24 protein-coding genes and 2 pseudogenes are annotated in these 18,170 nt (G+C 36.6%); 15 read left to right on the top strand and 11 right to left on the bottom strand.

The features are described 5' to 3' along the window. Positions 1–675 precede the first annotated feature (675 nt). Together HMPREF0877_RS10435 and HMPREF0877_RS09830 are read right to left on the bottom strand one after the other, a co-directional pair. Positions 676–909: a tyrosine-type recombinase/integrase gene (locus HMPREF0877_RS10435; RefSeq protein ID WP_050755307.1), complete on the bottom strand. Its 234-nt coding sequence runs from the start codon at positions 907–909 to the stop codon at positions 676–678. A 23-nt stretch (positions 910–932) separates the two neighbouring features. Then, positions 933–1,637, bottom strand: a complete 705-nt coding sequence (locus HMPREF0877_RS09830; RefSeq protein ID WP_002827681.1) for a site-specific integrase — start codon at positions 1,635–1,637, stop codon at positions 933–935. Between the two features lie 121 nt (positions 1,638–1,758). Here HMPREF0877_RS09830 and HMPREF0877_RS02770 point away from each other — a divergent pair, with 121 nt between their 5' ends. From HMPREF0877_RS02770 to HMPREF0877_RS02755, 4 genes are all read left to right on the top strand, one after another. Further along, positions 1,759–2,412, top strand: a complete 654-nt coding sequence (locus tag HMPREF0877_RS02770) for a hypothetical protein (RefSeq protein WP_002827680.1) — start codon at positions 1,759–1,761, stop codon at positions 2,410–2,412. A gap of 59 nt (positions 2,413–2,471) precedes the next feature. After that, positions 2,472–3,074: a hypothetical protein gene (locus HMPREF0877_RS09825; RefSeq protein ID WP_002827679.1), complete on the top strand. Its 603-nt coding sequence runs from the start codon at positions 2,472–2,474 to the stop codon at positions 3,072–3,074. A gap of 242 nt (positions 3,075–3,316) precedes the next feature. Continuing rightward, positions 3,317–3,727 carry a GNAT family N-acetyltransferase gene (locus tag HMPREF0877_RS02760; RefSeq protein ID WP_002827678.1) on the top strand — a complete coding sequence of 137 codons (411 nt, stop codon included), beginning with the start codon at positions 3,317–3,319 and terminating at the stop codon, positions 3,725–3,727. Positions 3,728–3,882: 155 nt separating this feature from the next. Further along, positions 3,883–4,188, top strand: a complete 306-nt coding sequence (locus tag HMPREF0877_RS02755) for an MFS transporter (RefSeq protein ID WP_002827677.1) — start codon at positions 3,883–3,885, stop codon at positions 4,186–4,188. Between the two features lie 344 nt (positions 4,189–4,532). Here the strand turns inward: HMPREF0877_RS02755 and HMPREF0877_RS02750 are convergent. Continuing rightward, a pseudogene (locus HMPREF0877_RS02750) lies at positions 4,533–4,844 on the bottom strand (Txe/YoeB family addiction module toxin). Further along, the gene (locus HMPREF0877_RS02745; protein ID WP_040760346.1) at positions 4,837–5,094 is read right to left on the bottom strand and encodes a type II toxin-antitoxin system Phd/YefM family antitoxin; all 258 of its coding nucleotides are present in this window, start codon (positions 5,092–5,094) and stop codon (positions 4,837–4,839) included. The pseudogene HMPREF0877_RS02750 and the gene HMPREF0877_RS02745 overlap by 8 nt, the downstream one beginning before the upstream one ends. Before the next feature lie 254 nt (positions 5,095–5,348). Between HMPREF0877_RS02745 and HMPREF0877_RS02740 the strand changes: the two genes are divergently transcribed. The 3 genes and pseudogenes from HMPREF0877_RS02740 to HMPREF0877_RS02730 all read left to right on the top strand — a co-directional run. After that, entirely contained in the window at positions 5,349–6,233 is an 885-nt protein-coding gene (locus tag HMPREF0877_RS02740) for a 3-hydroxyacyl-CoA dehydrogenase (RefSeq protein WP_002827674.1), read from the top strand. A gap of 63 nt (positions 6,234–6,296) precedes the next feature. Then, positions 6,297–8,060, top strand: coding sequence for an oleate hydratase (locus HMPREF0877_RS02735; protein ID WP_002827673.1), 1,764 nt, complete (start codon positions 6,297–6,299; stop codon positions 8,058–8,060). A gap of 308 nt (positions 8,061–8,368) precedes the next feature. Beyond that, positions 8,369–8,623 (top strand): annotated as a pseudogene (locus tag HMPREF0877_RS02730) (site-specific integrase); the annotation flags it as partial. Positions 8,624–8,919: 296 nt separating this feature from the next. On the opposite strand, the gene HMPREF0877_RS02725 reads toward HMPREF0877_RS02730, so the two are convergent. The 3 genes from HMPREF0877_RS02725 to HMPREF0877_RS02715 form a co-directional block, all read right to left on the bottom strand. After that, a complete protein-coding gene (locus HMPREF0877_RS02725; protein ID WP_002827670.1) occupies positions 8,920–9,765 on the bottom strand; it encodes an IS3 family transposase in 846 nt (281 codons plus the stop codon). Positions 9,766–9,767: 2 nt separating this feature from the next. Next, positions 9,768–10,028 (bottom strand): transposase, encoded by a 261-nt coding sequence (locus tag HMPREF0877_RS02720; protein ID WP_002827669.1) that lies wholly within the window; start codon positions 10,026–10,028, stop codon positions 9,768–9,770. Between the two features lie 128 nt (positions 10,029–10,156). Next, the gene (locus tag HMPREF0877_RS02715; RefSeq protein ID WP_002827668.1) at positions 10,157–11,620 is read right to left on the bottom strand and encodes an MFS transporter; all 1,464 of its coding nucleotides are present in this window, start codon (positions 11,618–11,620) and stop codon (positions 10,157–10,159) included. A gap of 775 nt (positions 11,621–12,395) precedes the next feature. On the opposite strand from HMPREF0877_RS02715, the gene HMPREF0877_RS02710 reads away from it, so the two are divergent. From HMPREF0877_RS02710 to HMPREF0877_RS02685, 6 genes are all read left to right on the top strand, one after another. After that, positions 12,396–13,265, top strand: a complete 870-nt coding sequence (locus tag HMPREF0877_RS02710) for an SDR family oxidoreductase (protein WP_002827666.1) — start codon at positions 12,396–12,398, stop codon at positions 13,263–13,265. 230 nt (positions 13,266–13,495) lie between these two features. Then, positions 13,496–13,630, top strand: a complete 135-nt coding sequence (locus HMPREF0877_RS10430; RefSeq protein ID WP_002827664.1) for a hypothetical protein — start codon at positions 13,496–13,498, stop codon at positions 13,628–13,630. Positions 13,631–13,812: 182 nt separating this feature from the next. Further along, positions 13,813–14,058, top strand: coding sequence for a GlsB/YeaQ/YmgE family stress response membrane protein (locus HMPREF0877_RS02700; RefSeq protein WP_040760345.1), 246 nt, complete (start codon positions 13,813–13,815; stop codon positions 14,056–14,058). A gap of 24 nt (positions 14,059–14,082) precedes the next feature. Further along, positions 14,083–14,637, top strand: a complete 555-nt coding sequence (amaP, locus tag HMPREF0877_RS02695) for an alkaline shock response membrane anchor protein AmaP (RefSeq protein ID WP_002827662.1) — start codon at positions 14,083–14,085, stop codon at positions 14,635–14,637. Between the two features lie 17 nt (positions 14,638–14,654). Continuing rightward, entirely contained in the window at positions 14,655–14,855 is a 201-nt protein-coding gene (locus HMPREF0877_RS02690) for a DUF2273 domain-containing protein (protein ID WP_002827661.1), read from the top strand. A gap of 27 nt (positions 14,856–14,882) precedes the next feature. Then, entirely contained in the window at positions 14,883–15,410 is a 528-nt protein-coding gene (locus tag HMPREF0877_RS02685; protein ID WP_002827660.1) for an Asp23/Gls24 family envelope stress response protein, read from the top strand. A gap of 357 nt (positions 15,411–15,767) precedes the next feature. On the opposite strand, the gene HMPREF0877_RS10510 is transcribed toward HMPREF0877_RS02685, so the two are convergent. From HMPREF0877_RS10510 to HMPREF0877_RS10500, 4 genes are read right to left on the bottom strand one after another with little or no spacing between them, the layout of a single operon-like run. Further along, on the bottom strand, positions 15,768–16,124 hold the full coding sequence (locus HMPREF0877_RS10510) for an integrase core domain-containing protein (protein WP_002827659.1): 357 nt from the start codon (positions 16,122–16,124) through the stop codon (positions 15,768–15,770). Beyond that, complete coding sequence (locus HMPREF0877_RS10505; RefSeq protein WP_096740519.1) at positions 16,082–16,381, bottom strand: IS3 family transposase; 300 nt, start codon at positions 16,379–16,381, stop codon at positions 16,082–16,084. The genes HMPREF0877_RS10510 and HMPREF0877_RS10505 overlap by 43 nt, the downstream gene beginning before the upstream one ends. Positions 16,382–16,434: 53 nt before the next feature. After that, positions 16,435–16,686, bottom strand: coding sequence for an IS3 family transposase (locus HMPREF0877_RS10365; protein ID WP_002827658.1), 252 nt, complete (start codon positions 16,684–16,686; stop codon positions 16,435–16,437). A 29-nt stretch (positions 16,687–16,715) separates the two neighbouring features. Next, positions 16,716–17,060 (bottom strand): IS110 family transposase, encoded by a 345-nt coding sequence (locus HMPREF0877_RS10500; protein WP_002827657.1) that lies wholly within the window; start codon positions 17,058–17,060, stop codon positions 16,716–16,718. Here HMPREF0877_RS10500 and HMPREF0877_RS09955 point away from each other — a divergent pair. Beyond that, the gene (locus HMPREF0877_RS09955) at positions 16,980–17,258 is read left to right on the top strand and encodes a hypothetical protein (protein WP_242648984.1); all 279 of its coding nucleotides are present in this window, start codon (positions 16,980–16,982) and stop codon (positions 17,256–17,258) included. The genes HMPREF0877_RS10500 and HMPREF0877_RS09955 overlap by 81 nt on opposite strands. A gap of 15 nt (positions 17,259–17,273) precedes the next feature. Next, entirely contained in the window at positions 17,274–18,161 is an 888-nt protein-coding gene (locus HMPREF0877_RS02665; protein WP_002827655.1) for a YihY/virulence factor BrkB family protein, read from the top strand. Positions 18,162–18,170 lie beyond the last annotated feature (9 nt).

Raw genomic sequence — 18,170 nt, 5'->3', positions numbered from 1 at the left:
AGGAAAATTGTAGGATATGCGTTTGATTATGACGATTCTGAAGATGAAGAAGATGGGCCGGCAACACTATCTCTAGATAACGAGACTGCCAATAGTAATGTTTATGAAGCTTACTTCATTCAAGACATTAAAGATTTAAAAGTATTAGATTAAATAAATTTACTGAAACGCTTGGTTATTATAACTAGGCGTTTTTATTAGCAATTGTTGTTAATTATTTATAATTTTCTACTATATGAATCTTTCATTGAATGCTGTTGCTGTAACTATTTCAGAGAGCTGATAACTGATTATTTTAATGGCAGGATGTAAGCAAGGAACGAGGCATCAAATACAATTCACTTGTCTACTGAAAAAGTAAATTTATTAAACAATTGAGAATGAGGTTATCAGAGCAATAAAAAACTGCTATTCAATCAAATTGTATTGATAAACAAAAAGCCCGTTGAGCGACTAAACTAACAATCGTTCAACAGACTAAAATTTGAATTCGGCACCAACCAAAACAGAAACGCCTTTAAATTAACGTTCATAGCGATTTATATATGAACCCGGGGGGAGTAAGTTAAAGTCCCACAAAGTCCGATATAAAGGCACTTAAGTTTCAGAAATACACATTAAAATACACATATTTGAGAATACCTAAGGGGTCTAACCACTTAAATACACAATAATCTAAAAATTAACCAGTGACGTAAATACGTCTGCTGTCTTTGCTTTGACTATTTCAGTCAGTCCACTGTAAACAGATAGGGTAGTTTGAACATCATCATGCCCTAATTGACATTGTAATTGTTTTATATTCATTCCTGCTTGAATAGCAAGGGTGGCATAAGTATGACGGAAACCATGAACTTTGATACGTGGCAAGTTAGCTTGTTTAGCTACTTGAATTAACCACAAACGCAATTTATTAACGTTCTGATAGCCCGTTAAGTCTCCATTAGTAAATCTATCCCAGTTGATTGCAAGCCACTAGCGAGCGTTAATTTAGCTTGTACAGCCTGCCAGTGGCGCAGAATTGCCAGCGTGGTGTTATCAACTTTAACATCACGTTTACCCGCTTTGGTTTTTGGTGGGTGGATCACCTCTTTTACGCCCGAACTAGTGACAAGGTTCTTAGTGATATGGATCAGATTATTTTTATAATCAATATCCGACCATTTGAGTGCTAACAATTCGCCACGCCTCATGCCTGTAAATGTCAGCGTACGAAACAGCGCATAAATTCTATACATATTGTCATCAGTACCATACAGTTTTTTAGCACTGCTCATGAACGTATTAAGCTGTTCGACTGTATAGAAGTCTAGCCTATCCGTAAATATGGGAGATGGTTTAGCTTTTGGCTTAACAATCTTATCAAATGGGTTTGTTTCGATTAAATCCATAACAACACATTGTGCAAGTGTTTGTTTTAACGGCATGAGATTTTTATTGTAATCATGTACAATGGTACTCAATTCATTTATAAATTGCTGTAAAATAGTGGGTGTAATCTCATCTACATAGCTATCTTTGAACCATTTAGCAACAAAGACACGGTTATCCATGAAACGAGTAACACGGAAGTAAGTTGTATCGGCTACTTTGGGCTTATAGGTAACTAACCACATCTCATAAGCATCACGTAACATTATTCCCTAATGTAAAAATACTAGTTGGTAGTAATTATAAAGTAATTGGTTTACATGATGTAGTTGGTATATCCGATCATACAAAATTTATAGAATATTTAATGGGTTTTAGTAAGTAATTATGAAATATCAGTCATTAAACAGTGTTGTTAAACAAATAGATGAAAAGAGGGCTAAGAATGCCCTAGTAAAATCAAGGTTACATAAGGCAATTAATAATTTGCAGAAATTAGATGAGATTACTTGGCTTTTGGATTATAATTTAAAATTACCAGAAAAAAATTGGTATCCTAAAGTTCAAGTTCTCTACGAAATATTGGCTTATTCTCTTGGCTTAAAAGTAAGGAATGTAGTAAATAGTGAAAGAAAGTCTGGACGTATTTCAATTTTTAATAAAAATAAACAAGATATTGTTTCTAAATTTAGAGTAGCAGGCATTCAAAAATTCCGTACTAGTGTACTTTTGAGAGCCACAGATCCTGTCGATGAAAACGAACGTAAAAATGATATTTGGGATAAAGCGTTTTCTGATTGGTGTGAGAGCATGCATGAATGGATTGATGAACAAAATGATAGATTGTCATCGGATGAAAGTGAAATCAGTAATGAGCAGTATTTTTTATCATCCTACAATACTGAACCGTCTGAATTTGTATTGCAAGTGGTAAGTGATTTAAATAATACAGATAAATTTAAATCAATAAGTTACGAAGAGGGAAATATTGACTCAATTTTTAAAAGAGTAGTAGTAATAGATTTATTTAATAGAAAATAAATTAACATAATTTTTTGATAATTACTGAAACTATAAATTTTTAGGAGAATTGGCTACGTATGAATTGGATTGATAATGTAAAAAAGAATATTTTCCCTTTAAGTATTGAAAAATATTCTTTGCATATAGCCTTGGAAGAATGGTATTTTGATCATATGGAAGATAATATTGAAGCTGATTCGACATGTCAGCTTTGTGACCATTTTCCCATAAGATATAAATTCTTAATTACTAACCATATTACGAAAAAACAATTGTATGTTGGAAGTGAATGTATATTACGTTTTGAAGATGAAAATTATAGTTTGAAAGATGAAAACGGTAATTTTGTTGATAACGATACACTAAATAATGCAAAAAATATTGCATTAAAAACTATGTTATTAGATTATCTTAGAACTGTAGATAGTCTTGACCCTAGAGATATTTTGGAGATTATTGAAAAAGATAAAAAACTATCTCCTAAGATGATTCCTATGTTTTATCGTCCATATAAGCATGCTGATGATAGTATGAAAAAAATAATGCGAAAATATCTTAAAGTTAATCTAAGAAAAAATGTTAATCAGCAACAATTACATGATTTCATCGACAATAATGAATGGCAGGCTGAATTCATACGTGAATTTATGACAACGCAGCAGATTGAAAAATATTTTTAAAATTTAAAAGTAAACATAATCCATCTTATTCAGATATGAATTAATTAATTTTCTATATTTATAGTATATATCTAGTATATAAAGAAAGAAAATACGGTAGATTTAATGTTGATTATGAAACGGGAGAAATTAAATCATAAATTGATTAGATAAAATTATGTATTTTAAAAGGAGGTATAAGACAGTGGATAAATTATGGATCGACTATTCAATATAAAAATTTGAATAGGGGGATAATAAAAATGACAATAAATTTTAGTACAATTAAGGATATTGATATTAAGCAATTAGAAAATTTATATAACGATGTTGGTTGGTTTGCGTATACTCAAGATTTGAAAGTATTAAAACAAGCTGTATTACAATCGTTAGATGTTATATCTGCTTGGGATAATGATAAGTTAGTAGGACTTATTAGAGTTGTTGGAGACGAATTAACGATTATGTATATACAAGATATACTTATTTTGAATGCTTATCAGAATAAGGGTATTGCAAGTGAATTATTGCAACAAATGTTAATTAAATATAATAATGTTCGACAAAAAGTTCTTTTAACTGAAGAAGCATCTGATGTTAGACATTTTTATGAAAAGAATGGATTTGAATCCTGTGACCAGGGGTCGTTAGTTGCGTTTGCTAAAATGAACTGAATTATAATTTTGAGAGTGGCATATGCCACTCTTTTTTTGGGTTTTACTGAACGAAAAAATGATAAATTTTTAAGTGAATTATCGCCCACTTTTTGGACTAATGTCAATGGTTAGTAGGAATTTTTGAAATTGCTGCCGTACCTGGTGTTATTATAATGGGAATTTTATCAGATAAGCTAAAAGGACAGCGTGCGTTAGTTTGTCTATGGTGTTTATTTGGATTAACTGCTTCATTACTAATTTATTTCTTTAGTACAAATCAAACTCTCATAACAATTGATTTGTTCTTTATGGGAACCTTGATTTATGCACCTGCAACACTTATTGGATTAATGATTAATGAAGCAGTTCCTAAATTTGCTGTTGGTGTTTCGACAGGTTTCATTGGCTTCTTCCAATACGTATTAGGAGAAGTTGGAGCAACCGCCTTAATTGGTATACTGGTTGATAAATTTGGATGACAAGCTAACTCTTCTGTTATTTTTATTGCCTTAGAATTAATATTTATTCTAACAATCTATTTGGTATTAAATGATCGCAAAATATTAGAACGTGAAAGTGCACTTAGCCAAAATATAAAAAGTTAATACAGACTATTAAGAGGTATTTATTCTTTCCTAAAATAAGTGTACTATGATCGATTTTTGGAAAGTAAAACATAATGTTTAATAGTTTTTATTCCGTTCACAGAACAATAGGGGCTGTAATTACAAAATCGCCCCTCGAAAAAGTTAATAAAATAACCCCCATTAACGATAATCACATTAATGGGGGCTATTTTTATGTTATTATATTTAATAACTACTCAATTTCGGCGGGTTGATGACTTCCCTTTCATCTCTAGTGAGCCACTTTCATAATGTGCCCAACAAGAATAAATTTCGACTATTTTGCTTTCATTATCAATTTTATAAACCACCCTGTGCTGACCATTAATTCAACGTGAATAATATCCAGCAGCTGGTGGTGTCAACTTCTCAAACGATTGAATCGCTAAATAAGGATCCGTTTGTAACACGGTAACGATATCTTCAAAAGATGAACGTAACGGACTTTTTAGTACCTTTTTCAAATCACTCTTTGCTGATTTCTTTATCTTGATACGCCACTCACTCATTATCTATCTCGGCAATCATATTCTCTAAATCAACTGACTCATCATTTTCTCGACTAAAAGCAATCGGCATTTGACCATTCATAAACAATGACAATGTCTCTTGCAAAGCATCATAATCTTTCTTACCAATTAATACCGCACTCTTACTAGTCTCGGCACCCGAAATAAATACAGGTGCTGAGTCACGATTAGTTTCTTTGATCAACGAAAATAGATTATCTCTTGCTTTAGTTGGTGTGATAATATCCATAACAATCGCCTCTTTTCTTAGCTTTCTCTTACTATAAGTATAACGTACGTTATCACGTACGTCAAAAAGGAGTTTCTCATGTTTCAACAAATCGACCTACAAATCAAAGACTCCGCCATCTTTCAAAGTCATGCCGATTATTTATGGGGTTTGCAGCAACTAAAGTGAAACAATCATTTTAGTTGCTATTTTTTGAAAGCGCTTTTTATTAGTGTTATAATCAGCCTATTAAATCATTAATAGGAGGAGACAACATGTCTATAAAAAATGTAACTGTTGCAGGTGGTGGTATTTTAGGTGGGCAAATTGCCTTTCAAAGTCAGTTCATGGGATTCAATGTTACGGTTTATGATGTCAATGATTCTGCTCTAAAACACTCTGAACAATTAATGACATCATATCCTGATATTTATAAAAATTTCTATGAAGATGGTCAAAAAGCGGATGAAGTTATTGAAAACATCCGCTTTAGTTCTAATCTAGCTGATGCTGTTCAGGACGCAGATCTAGTAATTGAGGCCATTCCAGAAAATGTCAACATTAAGAAGGATTTTTATAAGCAACTTTCGAGAGTTGCTCCCCAAAAAGCAATATTTGTTTCAAATTCTTCTACGCTCGTTCCATCTCAATTTGTTGACAGTGTTGATCGTCCAGAAAAATTTTTAGCCCTACATTTTGCTAACCAAATATGGGTTAACAATAATGCTGAAATTATGGGGCATGCGGGAACTGATGAGAAGTATATTGACGAACTTGTGAAATTTGCGAGAGATATCCGAATGGTCCCTTTTAAATTAAACAAGGAACAACATGGTTATATTCTAAATTCACTCTTAGTTCCATTTCTAGATGCGGGACAAAAACTATGGGCAAATGGTGTTTCCGATCCTCATACAATTGATAAAGCCTGGATGTTAGCAACGAAGGCCCCAATGGGACCGTTTGCAATATTAGATGTTGTTGGTTTACAGACACCCTATAATTTAGCTTTATCAAGGTCAGACACAGATGAAGAACAAGCCAAAATTGCTCGTTTGATAAAAGAAATGATCGATGAGGGACATACGGGATTGGCAGCAGGAAAGGGATTCTATGAATATCCTAACCCTGAATACCAACAAGAGTCATTTTTAAAATAAGAATGACATTAGCGTTTTTTAAATAGCGTATATCAACATAAAGCGTAGTAAAAGGAGACCATTATGCGATATTCTAACGGAAATTATGAAGCTTTTGCACGTCCAAGAAAGTCCAAAAATGTGGATCAAAAATCAGCGTATATTATTGGAGGAGGGCTGGCCGGATTGGCGACCGCTGTTTTCTTGGTGCGCGATGGACAAATGTCCGGGGAAAAAATTCATATATATGAGGAATTGCCTACTCCGGGTGGATCGTTAGATGGAGAAAAGCGTGCCAATATCGGCTTTGTGACACGTGGTGGTCGAGAAATGGAAAATCATTTTGAAACTATGTGGGACATGTATCGATCAATTCCTTCTTTAGAAATTGAAGACGCCTCTTACTTAGATGAATTTTATTGGCTAGATAAAGATGATCCAAATTCATCTAATACTCGCCTAATTTATAATCGTGGACAGCGCGTACCAACTGATGGCCTGTATACTTTGGATGAAAAATCTAAAGAATTAATAGATTTAGTTTTAACTCCTGAGTCAAAATTGGGTAAGACGACTATTGAGGAATTCTTCTCAAATGAGTTCTTTGAAAGTAACTTTTGGATGTACTGGGCAACTATGTTTGCTTTTGAAAAGTGGCATTCTGCAGTTGAGATGCGTCGATACACGATGCGATTTATTCATCATATTGATGGATTACCTGATTTTAGTGCCCTGAAGTTCAATAAGTACAATCAATATGACTCTATGGTTCTACCCATTATAAAGTATTTAGAGTCATACAATGTCGAATTCATCTATGATACACAAGTTAATAATGTTGTGGTAGATTTCGAAAATGACGAAAAAATTGCCAAAAAACTCGTGATCCAGGATGGTGATGATGTTAGCCTATCACGTGATGATCTTGTATTCGTTACAAATGGTTCTATTACAGAAAGTTCAACATACGGAAGCCATGATAAACCCGCTCCTATATCAAAAGAGTTGGGTGGTAGTTGGTCACTATGGAAGAATCTGGCAGAACAATCTAGTGATTTCGGTCATCCAGAAGTATTCTATGATAACCTACCTGAAAAAAGTTGGTTCGTATCAGCGACAGCCACTATAAAATCACCAGAAATTGAACCTTACATTGAACGTCTCACCAATCGTGATTTACATGATCACAAAATTAATACTGGTGGAATCATTACCATAACCGATTCGAACTGGTTGATGAGTTTTGCTATTCATAGGCAGCCACATTTCAAAGAACAAAAAGAAAATGAAACAACTGTATGGATATATGGACTATATTCAGATACCAAAGGAAATTTTGTTGATAAGACTATTGTAGAAAGTTCTGGTGAAGAAATTACTCAAGAACTCCTTTATCACCTTGGTGTCCCTGAGACAAAAATCAAACAATTGTCTAACCAAAACAATATAAATACCGTTCCAGTATTTATGCCATTTATTACATCATACTTTATGCCCCGCGTTGCGGGTGATAGGCCAGATATTGTTCCTAAAGGGTCTGTTAATTTAGCCTTTATTGGTAATTTTGCAGAGTCACCTAGTAATGACACCGTGTTTACTACCGAATATTCCATTAGGACAGCCATGGAATCTGTCTATACTTTGCTTGAAGTTGAACGAGCTGTTCCTGAAGTTTATGGATCCATTTATGATATTCGAGAACTACTTAAAGCCATCTACTATATGGGAGATAAAAAAACCATTGATGAGGCTAATTTAGGGATCCCTAAATTAGCTAAAGTAGCTCTAAAAAATAAGATAAAGGGAACGTTTATCGAAGAGCTACTTACCGAGAGTAAATTACTATAAAACATTGATAGCTGTTAAAACTCTCTGAATTATCAAAAACTGTTGCAAATTATTATAATGCGACATATTTCGATATGTAATAAGCTTTTCATTTTTGAAAAAGACTTGATGATTATATTTCATCAAGTCTTTTTTATAGCTACGTATTTTTTAAGAAGTAACCTGATTACGGGAAAATGTATATGGGAAGTCCGGACTGCTTTATTTCTAAATCATAATCCGAGATAATCAAATGTATGAATTCTTATGATGAATGCTAAGATATGATTAAATCAAATAATAATGGGAACCAGAAAGGTAAAAATATTATGGTGCAACAAATTGTCCTACCCATCAAAGATTCCAACGTCTTAAAGATGGTGCAAGACACCTTATTAGATAGTTTTCGGGCGGGTCGGCGTAACTACACCATCTTTCAAGTTGGCAAAGCCACTCTACTGCGGGTGAGTGATGTGATGACGTTAAAGAAATACGATATCTATAATCCAGATGGCTCTGTTAAAAATACATCATTTATTCATGAAAAAAAGACAGGTAAAGCGGATACTTTATATTTAAAACCCGGCGCTGATGTCAAGATTATGGACAGGTTTTTTCGGCACCGAGAGTTGCCGGACTCCGAAAATTTTTCAAAACCCGAATTTCACCTTAAAACGGCGTGATTTCTGGGTGTTTTTGTAGGTGGAACAGGGCCGAGCCCTGCCGGTGAGAGAAAATAGGTGGTATAAATTGTGAACCAGCCGGATTTCACAAGTTGTATCGTGCAATAAATAAGCCTTCACAAGGCGAATTTTTGAAATTCACAAGTGACGGCTTGTAAACGGCGTCGTACCGGCTAGTGCCGATAATCGTGTTTATGTCATCTAGAAATTGGTCTAGGCGGCATCACGAAGTGATATACGGGTGTTATTGTACCAGTTGGTGTACCACAGCCAACAGCAGCTTGCACATCGTTTATGCTCTCAAATTTCCGTTGATAGATCAGTTCCAGTTTGAGTAACGAGTGGAAGCTTTCGATGCGGGCATTATCGTAAGGGTGTCCTTTACGGGAATAAGAGTGCCTAATACCAAAGGCCTCCAGTGTGTTTTCAACCAATTCGCTGGTGTATTGGCTTCCCATATTGCTATGCACATACAGTGGTCTTTCACCACGTCGTAACGCCTTAATGATTACTGAGGTGGCCAGTTGGGCTGTCATTGTGTATGCGATTTGATATGACAGAACCTTACGGTTTTCTGGATCATACGCACTGGCCATGTAGACCCAGGCCTTATCGGTCAATTGGATATACGTAATGTCAGTTGTAAGCACGCCGCTTAGGTAATCCAGATTGCCGATGAGATTTGGCATCTGATCTTTGTCATTGACCGTTGTGGGCTTGTTATATCGCCTTTGCACACGAGATTTTATGCCGGCTTCACTCATCAACTGCCATACAAAGCGGTCACTAATTGCCAGTTTGAATAGGTCTCGCATGGTTTTCGCAATTCGTCGATACCCATAGATGCCTTTATTGGCCGTGTAAATTGATTCAACGGCACTTCGCAGATTATTGTGTTGTATTTCTTGTGTGCTTGGCTCCCAATGAAGCCAGTCAGAGTAAGTGGACGTTGGAATTTTTAAAGCACTCAAAACGCGTGTGATGCGGTGTCCCTGTGCCAAATTCTTGTCGATAATTGGCAAAACAACACTTCTACCGCACAAAACTAATGTTTTGCCAGCAACACCGACGCTCGTTTTAAAATTTCATTTTCCTCTTTTAAGATTGCGAGTTCTTTACGCAATTTTTTGAGCTCATCGGCTGAAACTAACTCGCCATTAACGTTTACGGGCGCGTACTTTTTAACCCAATTTCGAATCGAATCAGCTGACGGCCCGTATTCCTTCGCTAGTTCATTGGTCCGACGGCCTGCTTTAACCATTTCAACGATAGACTTTTTAAAGTCCTCTTCATAACGTGTAACCATAATAAAAATGCTCCTATGATGATATTTTACCAAACTAGAAAAACTAGTCCAGAATCTTATCATAAGAGCATTCTGTATGCTTGAGCGTTCTTAGAACATTCTATGCAGTAGATTCATTGTTGTGCATGTCACCTCGCTTTGGGATAACTCTGTCCACTTAATGTTTCGATCAACGTCTTGGTAGCACCATCGACATCTTCAGGCAGGTGTCCCTCGTGAATTCGTGTGATCTCTTTCTGGACTTGCACATCAGCCTGGAAAGTAAATTTGAACTTTCCCACAAAGTACCAAGCAAGAGCGATGAACAACGTTACACCACCGATCAAAATAAAAGCAATTGCTATATGAACAGTGTTTGGTTGTGAACTAGTTCTATTAACATAACCAGCTTGGTCCAAAATGAATCCGACTAAAAACGTTCCTATCGAAGAGGTCGACTTGCGAATGAATGTCATCACAGATGTGAAAGATCCCGCTCTTTTGTGTCCATTCAAGACCTCGTCAATATCAGGAATGAAGGAGAAAATATTCCAAGGGGTATAGACCATGCCAGCACGACCTAATTGATAAATAATGCCCACACCAATTAGATACATGACAATGTGACTAGGCTTATATAACCATATTAACAACCACCCCACAGAAGACAAGACTATGAGAGAATAGGAAAAGTGATAAATCCAGTTAGGACCCTTTCGAACAATCAAATAACCTAGAATTGCAGTCATAGGAATCGAAATGACGTTAATGGCTTGAATTTCGGCAGCTACTGTTGTTCTCAGCCCAAGATCTATAGTAATGAAGTAGACAAATACTGCATTCCAAATATCCATAGATCCGTATGAAGCAATGTAGATCATGAGGTGTTGCCTAAATGTCTTAATTTTCAGGGTTTCCAGGTATTCTTGCATTAATCCTCGCAGGCGCAAAGTTTGCTTCTCCTTGTTAACCATTTCGTGAGGTCGATCCTCCCAAGTGGTTAACCACGAGATGAAGATAGCAATAGAGAAAATGATACTAAAGATAATACTGTTGACTACGAATGGCATCGAACTGTTATCACCAAATATCTTGAATAATTCTCGTGGTATTAACATAGCTAGAAATGTTGCCAGTTCTGAAATAATTAAACGAACTGTCGATAACAGACTTCTTCTGGAATAATTATTGGTCATCTCAGTCGGAAGAGTTTCCCATGGTATCAAGACTAAAGAAACGATAAGTTCAAAAAATATGTAAGTAACTAGATAGTAGACGTAACCATGCCCTGGTTGCCATATGAGCATATATTCTAAGACCAATGGTATGCCAATTAGCATTAGTAAATGACGTCTGCCGAACCTACGCCCTAGCTTAAATTTGAACAGATTATCACTCAAGTATCCCACAAAAACACTAAAAAAAGCATCGAAAATCTTTGCAATTACAAGAATGCTTGCCCCTTGAGTGGCAGAGATGTCCGTATATTGAGTGAAGAAAAATAGTAACCAGGCGGAAACAATCGCATACGCACTTCCGCCCAGCAGATCAGTCACTCCAAAGCCTAAGGCTGTTCCGAGTGTGACCTTTCTTTCCCTATAAATTCTTTTCATTCGAAAATTCACCTTTCCATTTCATCATTTTGAACCCCTTACACATTAGAAGTATAATATAATTTGAATAGTATTGTAAGTATTGATACCAATCCCACAATACACGAATCCCTATTAATAAAAGATGTAACTTTTCCTGCAACCATTTTATGAACTGGTAAACAGCATAAATATCCCTGTGTCTTTGTTAAATCCGGAATTATCGACTAAAAAATTAATCAAAAAAGTCGTGAATTCAATCACGGCCGTAGTATATTGATAAATTTAATCTAATGCACGTTCTTTTTGTAATGGTCTTTCAGGCCAGGTGTAATTTAAGTCCGCACCTTACAAGGCACACCATAGGCGATAACATTATCTGGTATATCAATTTTTATAATCGAAATCGTATCTCAAATGTTGCCTAAGTAACTGATTAAAAATAGTCCAATTTATTGACTTCTGAGCAATGGGATATGTTTTGAAAGATTGGAATACAGGGCAGTACATCAAAATTGGAGAAAAGAATGCTGATTTTATAACAAATTAATCAATAATGTTTTCTTATATTGTTGAGAAAGGAAGTGTGATTTTTAAATCATCACGCTTCCTTTTTTTGATTTGTTTTCATCTGATATTAACAAATTACATTGTCAAGTATCTAGGCAAAATTTTGTAACCGCTCTCTACTAATGATATAGTAGGCATAATAAACAAAGTGTTTGTTAAACAATATACACGTTATTAGTGCGTGCCAAGATTGTGCTGAGTATTGTATGAAAAAGGGAGGAATTACATGACAAACATAAATGGAGAATATGCAAAGCAGAATTTTCCAAAACAGAGTCAACCTGAACCAGGATTACAAAGTAAGATGTCGCCAACACCAGATGATGGTGCAGCAAGTTACGTTGGGCATGACCGCCTGAAACATAAGAAAGCACTGATAACCGGTGGTGACTCAGGAATCGGCAGATCTGTGGCGATAGCGTATGCGCATGAAGGTGCTGATATTGTGTTAAATTATCTTCCTGAAGAAGAACCAGATGCACAAGAAGTTAAGGGCATTATTGAATCATTGGGTCGTAAAATCAAGCTAGTTCCAGGTGATTTAAAGAATGAAGCATTCAGCCAAAAGTTGATTGATGAAGCAGTTTCATTTTTTGGTGATTTAAGTATTTTGACGTTAGTAGCTGGTAAACAACAAGCGGAAGTTGATATAGCTAATTTGTCGACACAACAAATAACCGACACTTATGCAACAAATGTTTTTAGTCTCATTTGGCTTGTTAAAGCGGCTTTACCACATATGCAACCTGGCAGCAGTATCATAACAACGAATTCTATTCAGGCAGAACAACCATCGTCATTTCTCGTGGATTATGCAGGTACAAAAGCTGCTATCAAGAATATGACGATGAGTTTGGCTAAACAATTGGCTAATCGAGGGATTCGCGTGAATAGTGTGGCACCTGGTCCCATTTGGACACCTTTGCAGATTGTTGGTGGACAGTTACCGGAGAACATTCCAACATTTGGCCAATCGACACCCATCGGTAGAGCTGGTCAACCGGCAGAATTAGCAGGCGCTTATGTTTTCCTAGCTTCAAATGAATCTAGCTATGTAACAGGTGAGTCAATCAATGTTACTGGTGGCTTAAAGTAAATCATGAGCTCCTTTGAATTTCGAAGATACTAATCAGAAATTTGGTTGGATCAACGGAGAAAGTGGAGAAAAGATGGATAAAATGAATAAAAAATTTGGCTTTTGGGATAAACTGTCGATGCTTTTGACGTTGTCTCAATTATTGTTCAGTTTCTATTATTTTGTCAGAAATTGGAAGAAAACAAAAGAAGATTAACAAATTTTCATTTTAGGCATAAAGGAGGAAAACTATGTTAAAAACTGTACTTAAGGTATTGTTAGCATCTACATTAATTCTAGGCGGTATAGCGGTTGGAGGGACCATATTTGCAGCTAAAGGCATCGACAAAGCTGGGGACCGTTTGGAAGAGGAAATCCATAATTAAATCATTGGACAGATAATAACGATAGCAACTTATTGATGATGAGCTGTTGTTTTTTAATCTTTTAAAAACAACTCATAATTTCATTGTTTTGTAAAGGGGGTAAGCGTTATTCTTGTAAATGCTTTCCGTATAGTGTTATAACTGATATCATAATTCATAGAGAAGAGAATGGAGGAAAGATTATGATTTGGTCATTAATTGTAGGTGCCATTATTGGTGCCATTGCAGGTGCTATCACAAATCGTGGTGAGTCAATGGGGTGGATTAGCAATATTATTGCTGGTCTAATCGGATCGGCTATTGGCCAGGCTCTGTTGGGTCAATGGGGACCTAGCTTGGCGGGAATGGCAATCATTCCTTCGATAATTGGTGCTGTGATTCTTGTACTAGCCGTGTCAATGGTGCTTGGTATGAGAGCAAAACAGTAGCATAAGGTAATAGAGAGGTATGATATGAAGAAAAGTCAAAAAATTGTTCTGAGTATTTTCAGCCTCGGATATTTGGTTGGGCTTTGTTTGTTGATATGGCCAAAAATAATTGATGAAGTTTTCAAATTTTTAGCAGAGTTTAATATACATTTAGACTTTAAGAGTGATCTTTTCATTTATTACTATGGTCTTGTACTGCTGGCACTGACCGTGCTTGTGTTTTTACTCATATTGATATGGCCGGTAGAATTACCAGATATTCTTTTGAAGCAAACCAAAGAAGGACGGCTTGCGTTGAGTAATCATGGTATCAACCAGTTTATTCAGACAAAGCTCTCAGGTGAAGATTTATCAAATATTAAAGTGAGAGTGAAAAATACTCGTCGTCAACGAAAATTTTATATTGTTGCTGATTCAGTTTATAAACAGGCGACAGTCAAAGAATTACCTCGTATTTCATACGATTTAACGAAAAGCTTGAATGATTTACTCGCTGGCATAAATCGAATTCCCATTAAAGTTGATATTAAAGTAAATCAGAAATCAAACTCAAAGAGTAAAGTCACACGTGTGATTTAAAAAGGAGTGCGGATATAATGAAAGACAAAAAATCAATTAATATTTGGGTTGGTGGTCTTGCGGGTTTCATTCTGTCAACTCTATTGGTAACTGTAGGATTTTGGAAGACGATTTTGATTATAGTTGTCACCTTACTAGCAGGTTGGATTGGCTACTTGCTCGAAGCGTATAATGTCGATTTGTCAATTGTCTCTAAAATATTTACACGTAAAAATTAATTATTTAGATATAGAAAGGATTTAATTATGTCTACAGAAAAAACAACTACACAAAATACTGCAACAGAGAATCGTCAACCTAAAGGTGAATTAACATTTGATGACAAAGTGATTCAAAAAGTAGTGGGCTATGCAATTGAAAACGTGACAGGATTGCTAGGTGTTGACGGTGGTTTTGTCGCAAACATTAAAAATAAAATTGTGAATACGGATAACCCCACTGATGGCATTGGTGTCGAGGTCGGAAAAGAACAAGTTGCGGTAGATTTAGATATTATCATGGAATATGGACACAACGCACATGATATTTATAAGCAACTAACAGAAGTAATCACAAAACAGGTGCGAGAAACAACAAGTTTGACGCTAATTGAGTTAAATGTTGAAGTAGTTGATATTCAAACACAAAAAGAATTTGACGCATCACAAACAAGCTTACAGGATCGCGTAACAGACGCTGGTAGCACAATCAAAGAAAAAACTTCAGATGGCGTTGATGCCGTGAAAAAAACAACTTCTCAAGCAGTGAACGATGACGATAATCGTGTCAAGTAAACGTACAAGCGGTTTGAAGTTGCAGTAGCAAGTCTCAGCACAACGGTCTAAACGTTGTGACGTTCGCAATCAAACGTTATTTTGATGATCTTAATGATCGTTAAAATAATGTGGGCACCTTAAGGGTGCCTTTTTGTTTGCTTTTATTGTATAACACCTATTAATTGCGATTGTCCACTACAATTTTTTTGTTATTATACACTTACGTTTTCAGATTATTTTAATGTGGTTAAGCTGGATTGAAGTCAATATTTGAGACAGGTTTTAAGAGACATTCAGAACCGCGTTTACCTTCCACAGCTCAAATAAATCATTAATCGTGATTAATAACTTATTTGAACCATGGAAAGCATTAAATCAGGCGGCCATTTGGCTCGTAAGCGTTGCGATTTCAACTTGTAAGGGGGTCTGGTAGCCCAGTGAACTATGAATTCTCTTCCTATTGTAGAAAGCATGCACATATTCAAAAAGGACAGCAGCGGCAGTTTCATAATTCTCAAAGACCGGCACTGGATAAACACATTCCTTTTTGAGGGAAGCATGAAAAGATTCCATTGATGCATTATCGTATGGACACCCCTTACGGCTGTAAGAGTGGCGGATATGTAGTTCTGTTAACCGGTGGTTGTAATCATCGCTGGTGTACTGTGATCCTAAGTCTGTGTGGATAATCAGGTCCCCAGTAATGGTTCGATTTTTAACCGCGCTTTCCATTTATTGACGGTAACGGAGTGGATATCCAGTTCCTTCATGAGCCGGGAAATCCGTCTTGGTCTGCACCGACGCTGCAGTGGTTGAAGTTCCAGATTCAATTCATGGTGGATCTTCATAACGCCGTATCGCTGCTTGAATTCCGCAAAGATCCGCAGAATCCGTTGTTTTAAGTCTTCATCTTCGGCCCGGCGTTTTGAAGGCCTTGGGGATCGATAACGATAATACTGAGCTCTGGAAACACCGAGGATTCGGCACATCTTAGTTACCTGGTGGTTATGGCTTTCTTGGTGAATGTAATCAAAAATATTGGTTACTTCTGCGCAAGGAAGCCCAGGACTTTTTTTAGGATTTCGTTCTCCTCAGACAGGGAAGCCAGCCGCTTTTCCATCGCTTTAATTTCGTCTGGCGATTTACCGGATTGAGTTTTGGCTTGGCCCTGGATCCACTTATGAACGGTTGAACAGCCAATGCCATATTCTCTGGCCAGTTGGTCGGCTGATTCGCCTTGTTTATATAGGTTGATGATGTTTTGTTTGAATTCTTTGTCGTAACGAGTTGGCATGTAAAAATTCCTTCCTTTTGAGAGGTGATTTATTCATTATACGCTCTCTTAAAAGTTGTCTCAGGAATCAGCTTACATCCATCATTTAGTTGATCGTAATAGCGATTCATATCCGTCAATTCACGATAAATGCGGTCTTGTTTGTAAGCCAAGAGATACGGCTTTTGATGTTCCATAAACTCGGTAACGGCCAATCTTCTAGCGTCACGTTTATCATTTTTTCTTAGTCGTGAACCAGTAGTGATACGGTTCTTGGCTACTAGCGGATTTAGAATATGATAGTTTAGGCCTTCTTGCTGAAGAAAGTATTCCAAGCGGCGTGGGTAGACACCAAACCACTGGTTTATTACAATTACTATGACCGGTATGAACACAGTAATTCGCTGGTAATTGGTAATAAAACCAAGCTCAATCCGCGCGATGCTTATAACTGCACGGCAGTGGCTAACTATCAGGATCTGGCAACTTTTATTGAAACGTTCCGTCAGGCCAAGCGGGTTCGGTTTAGTCGTAAGACGATAGATAAAATGGTGGGTACACTCAAATTTGCCGAAGAGTATGGCACATTTTAAGGAGGATTAGACACGGTGAGCATTCAATGGCGCAAGTGCGCGAGCCAGATTAAACACGTGATTCAAACCATTAGCAAACACTATCAAATGGCCAACGTGTCAGATTCGGCCGTCGTATTGGCCTACTACACGTTATTATCCTTATTTCCAGCGTTATTGGTTATTGCTAGTCTGCTACCTTACCTTAATATCCAAACGGAAACCGTTTTAGAGAGTATTGAACCAATGGTCCCCGAAAGTATCTTCTCGATGTTAAAACCAAGTATTCATTCATTCTTGAATACTCGAAGTGGCGGGGTACTTTCAATTGGGGTGATTGTGGCCTTATGGTCGTCGTCCCGAGCAGTAGCAGCTTTTCAGCGAACGGTTAACGGGGCCTATGGTGTGGCAAAGAATCAAAATGCTTTAGTGAACCGTATCGTCGCTTTCTTTTGGATGGTTGCGTTGATTACGTTTCTGTTTGTTTTGATGTTGTTCTTTAGCCTTGGCCAGATTATTTTAGAACAACTGGCCCCATACCTACACGTGCCTCATGAAATTATCGGTTATATTAATGCCGCTAAGTGGCCAGTCACATTCTTGGTGGTTCTGTTGGTTCTAATGATTCTGTTGTATTTTGTTCCGAGTGCTAAATTAAAGTGGCGCTTTGTGTGGCCGGGGGCCTTAACTGCTACGGTCGGCTGGTTATTGCTATCTCAAGCGTTTTCACTGTATGTGAAGTATTTTATGCATAACATGGATAGCTACCGCACGATTGGGACATTTATTGTGTTGATGTTTTGTCTTGATTTCACAGAGTTGATCTTAATGTTCGGCGCGGTTTTAAATGCGGCAATTCAAGATATGATCCTAGGGAGAATCGAGGAGCAAGAAGCAATGGGAATCCCCAAGCTATTAAAGTAACGGTTGAAG

The organism is Weissella paramesenteroides ATCC 33313 (genome assembly GCF_000160575.1).
GTDB classification, from domain to species: Bacteria; Bacillota; Bacilli; order Lactobacillales; family Lactobacillaceae; genus Weissella; species Weissella paramesenteroides.
Note: the sequence above shows the minus strand (reverse complement) of the source record. Positions and strands in the feature narration are given on the sequence as shown.

Excerpts from the sequence above, each read along its gene's own strand:
- HMPREF0877_RS02715 (WP_002827668.1), bottom strand. The coding sequence starts at position 11,620 with ATGAAAAGAATTTATAGGGAAAGAAAGGTCACACTCGGAACAGCCTTA.
- amaP (WP_002827662.1), top strand. The coding sequence starts at position 14,083 with ATGAAGAAAAGTCAAAAAATTGTTCTGAGTATTTTCAGCCTCGGATAT.
- HMPREF0877_RS10510 (WP_002827659.1), bottom strand. The coding sequence starts at position 16,124 with ATGGAAAGCGCGGTTAAAAATCGAACCATTACTGGGGACCTGATTATC.
- HMPREF0877_RS10430 (WP_002827664.1), top strand. The coding sequence starts at position 13,496 with ATGTTAAAAACTGTACTTAAGGTATTGTTAGCATCTACATTAATTCTA.
- HMPREF0877_RS02710 (WP_002827666.1), top strand. The coding sequence starts at position 12,396 with ATGACAAACATAAATGGAGAATATGCAAAGCAGAATTTTCCAAAACAG.
- HMPREF0877_RS02740 (WP_002827674.1), top strand. The coding sequence starts at position 5,349 with ATGTCTATAAAAAATGTAACTGTTGCAGGTGGTGGTATTTTAGGTGGG.
- HMPREF0877_RS09830 (WP_002827681.1), bottom strand. The coding sequence starts at position 1,637 with ATGTTACGTGATGCTTATGAGATGTGGTTAGTTACCTATAAGCCCAAA.
- HMPREF0877_RS02685 (WP_002827660.1), top strand. The coding sequence starts at position 14,883 with ATGTCTACAGAAAAAACAACTACACAAAATACTGCAACAGAGAATCGT.
- HMPREF0877_RS02745 (WP_040760346.1), bottom strand. The coding sequence starts at position 5,094 with ATGGATATTATCACACCAACTAAAGCAAGAGATAATCTATTTTCGTTG.
- HMPREF0877_RS02760 (WP_002827678.1), top strand. The coding sequence starts at position 3,317 with ATGACAATAAATTTTAGTACAATTAAGGATATTGATATTAAGCAATTA.
- HMPREF0877_RS09825 (WP_002827679.1), top strand. The coding sequence starts at position 2,472 with ATGAATTGGATTGATAATGTAAAAAAGAATATTTTCCCTTTAAGTATT.
- HMPREF0877_RS02720 (WP_002827669.1), bottom strand. The coding sequence starts at position 10,028 with ATGGTTACACGTTATGAAGAGGACTTTAAAAAGTCTATCGTTGAAATG.
- HMPREF0877_RS02690 (WP_002827661.1), top strand. The coding sequence starts at position 14,655 with ATGAAAGACAAAAAATCAATTAATATTTGGGTTGGTGGTCTTGCGGGT.
- HMPREF0877_RS02735 (WP_002827673.1), top strand. The coding sequence starts at position 6,297 with ATGCGATATTCTAACGGAAATTATGAAGCTTTTGCACGTCCAAGAAAG.
- HMPREF0877_RS10365 (WP_002827658.1), bottom strand. The coding sequence starts at position 16,686 with ATGCCAACTCGTTACGACAAAGAATTCAAACAAAACATCATCAACCTA.
- HMPREF0877_RS02755 (WP_002827677.1), top strand. The coding sequence starts at position 3,883 with ATGGGAATTTTATCAGATAAGCTAAAAGGACAGCGTGCGTTAGTTTGT.
- HMPREF0877_RS02700 (WP_040760345.1), top strand. The coding sequence starts at position 13,813 with ATGATTTGGTCATTAATTGTAGGTGCCATTATTGGTGCCATTGCAGGT.
- HMPREF0877_RS02770 (WP_002827680.1), top strand. The coding sequence starts at position 1,759 with ATGAAATATCAGTCATTAAACAGTGTTGTTAAACAAATAGATGAAAAG.
- HMPREF0877_RS10505 (WP_096740519.1), bottom strand. The coding sequence starts at position 16,381 with ATGTGCCGAATCCTCGGTGTTTCCAGAGCTCAGTATTATCGTTATCGA.